The sequence below is a fragment of the Effusibacillus consociatus genome, from assembly GCF_042652925.1.
Lineage (GTDB): Bacteria > Bacillota > Bacilli > Tumebacillales > Effusibacillaceae > Effusibacillus > Effusibacillus consociatus.
This window is the reverse complement of sequence record NZ_JBHSHC010000166.1, coordinates 1-2,127: the sequence shown is the minus strand read 5'-3', so window position 1 is coordinate 2,127 and position 2,127 is coordinate 1. Positions and strand designations below refer to the sequence as shown.

Genomic DNA, 2,127 nt, shown 5'->3' with positions numbered 1-2,127 from the left:
CTGACATCTGTTCAACAAGGCGGTCAACGGCATTATAGGAAGCGGTGATTTTTACGCCGTTTGGCAGAATGGATTCCACCAGGTCTCCCACCTCGTTATACTTGTAGGTGACAGATCCCATCCAGGTGTTCGCTTTGACCATGCGATCCATCCGATCGAATTCATATGCGACCTGTTTGCCGTCCGGATATTTGATGGACGCCCGCTTGCCGGTTGCCGTATATGAGTATTCCATGCTTTGGCCGTCAAAGTTGGTGACCTTCGTGATCCGGCTGAGAGCGTCAAAATTATAAGTAGTGACACCCTCCGAACCTTCCATCTGAATCCGGCGGCCAAGTTCATCATATGTGTTTTTGACCTGGCTGCCATCGGGATAGACAATACCCGTCAACAAATCGCGGATATCGTATTGGTAAGCCTCTTTCTCACCATTCTGACGGGTGTGTTCAACGAGATTTCCGTTTCCGTCATAACGGAACGATTGAGTTTGACCAATTGCATCGATGACGCTGGTCAATTTCTTGCGGGCATCATACGAATAGTTCGTGGTCTGCCCGTTTGCATTAAGGATCGACGTGAGATTGCCGACCGGATCATATTGATACTCGGTCTTGTTCCCCAGCGCATCCCTCACCGCAACCATCCTGCCGAGCGGGTCATATTGAAACTGGGTCTTATGCCCGTTCGGATCGGTTTGGCTGATCTCTCGGCCAAGCAGATCATATTCGAACTGCGTTTTCGCCCCGGTTGCGTCAAGAATCTCCACCAAGCGGTTGCGTACATCAAACGCATACCGGGTTTCGGCCCCTTTTGCGTCGATGCTTTTGATCACATTTCCGTTTTCATCTCTTTCGAATTTCGTTGTATGACCATACGGGTCCAGAATTTGCGTCAACCGTTGGGCTTCATCGTACAGGAACGAGAATTGAGCCCCGTTCGGTTTCTCCACCTTGCTGATCTGACCGTGCGGGTCATAAGTCAGACGAGTGGTATTGCCCAGCGCATCTTTCATAGACACGATATGGCCAACCGCATCGTAGCTGAACAAGGTTGAATTTCCTTTGGCATCGGTACGGCGGATCATGTTCCCGTTTTTGTCGTACTCAAAACGGGTTAACGCACCGGAAGGATCGGTGATCTGCTCCATTTGCTGAAGCACATTGTATACGAACTGAGTTTTTGCACCATTCGGTTTGGTGACAGACTGAATCTGATCGTTTGCCGTGTATGCAAGGGAAGTCGCAGCCCCGGCAGGATCGATGACTTTCACGATTCGATCCAAGGCATCCCGCTCATAACGGGTTGTGTTCCCGAGAGCGTCTGCAATCGACACCAATTTATCGGTTTCGTTATACGACATAGCGGTGCGGTTGCCCAGTGCGTCAATCACGGCAACCAGGTTGTTCGACTTGTCAAACTCGTACCGGGTGGTCTTTCCCAACGCATCGGTAACCGATTGAAGGTTATTGTTATTGTCGTACTCAAACGACGTGGTTGCACCTGCAGCATCCGTAATCTTTACAATTCGATCCCGGATGTCGTATTCGATCTGACTCGAATTCCCTTTCGGATCGATTACCTTGACAAGCCGGTTGAGGCTGTCCATTTCATATTGTGTTTTGTTGCCCAATGAGTCTTCAGAGGCCACCAAATTCCCGTTGGCGTCATAAATAAACTTGGCAGCATGATCGGTTCCGCTCGTCTCCTTCACCAGGTTTCCGGCCTTATCATAGGTGAGGGAGACTCGGTTGTTCAGGGGATCCAGAACGGTGATCAAGTTCCCCTTCTCATTATAGTCGAAGCGGTAGATGCTGCCATCCGGCTTGACCATGGAAGTGATGAGATTCTTGTCGTTATATGAGAATCTGGTGGAATCCCCATTGACATTCGTTGCCGAAATCAGGTTTCCGCACTGGTCGTATTGGAAATACGTCGTATGCCCCGCTTTGTCTGTGATGCTTTGCAAATTATCTTTTTCATCATAACTTTGACGGGTGGTCTGACCTAACGCATCTGTTGTGGCAACCAGACGGTACTTTTCATCGTAAAAGTACAGAGTCTTGTTGCCTTTCGGGTCAGTCATAATTGTTTTCCGCAGTACAGGGTCATACTGGAAAGAGTGCTTGT

At 49.3% G+C, this 2,127-nt stretch carries 1 pseudogene; it reads right to left on the bottom strand.

From position 1 onward, the window contains the following. Window positions 1–2,083 (bottom strand): annotated as a pseudogene (locus ACFO8Q_RS23790) (hypothetical protein); the annotation flags it as partial. Window positions 2,084–2,127: the final 44 nt, after the last annotated feature.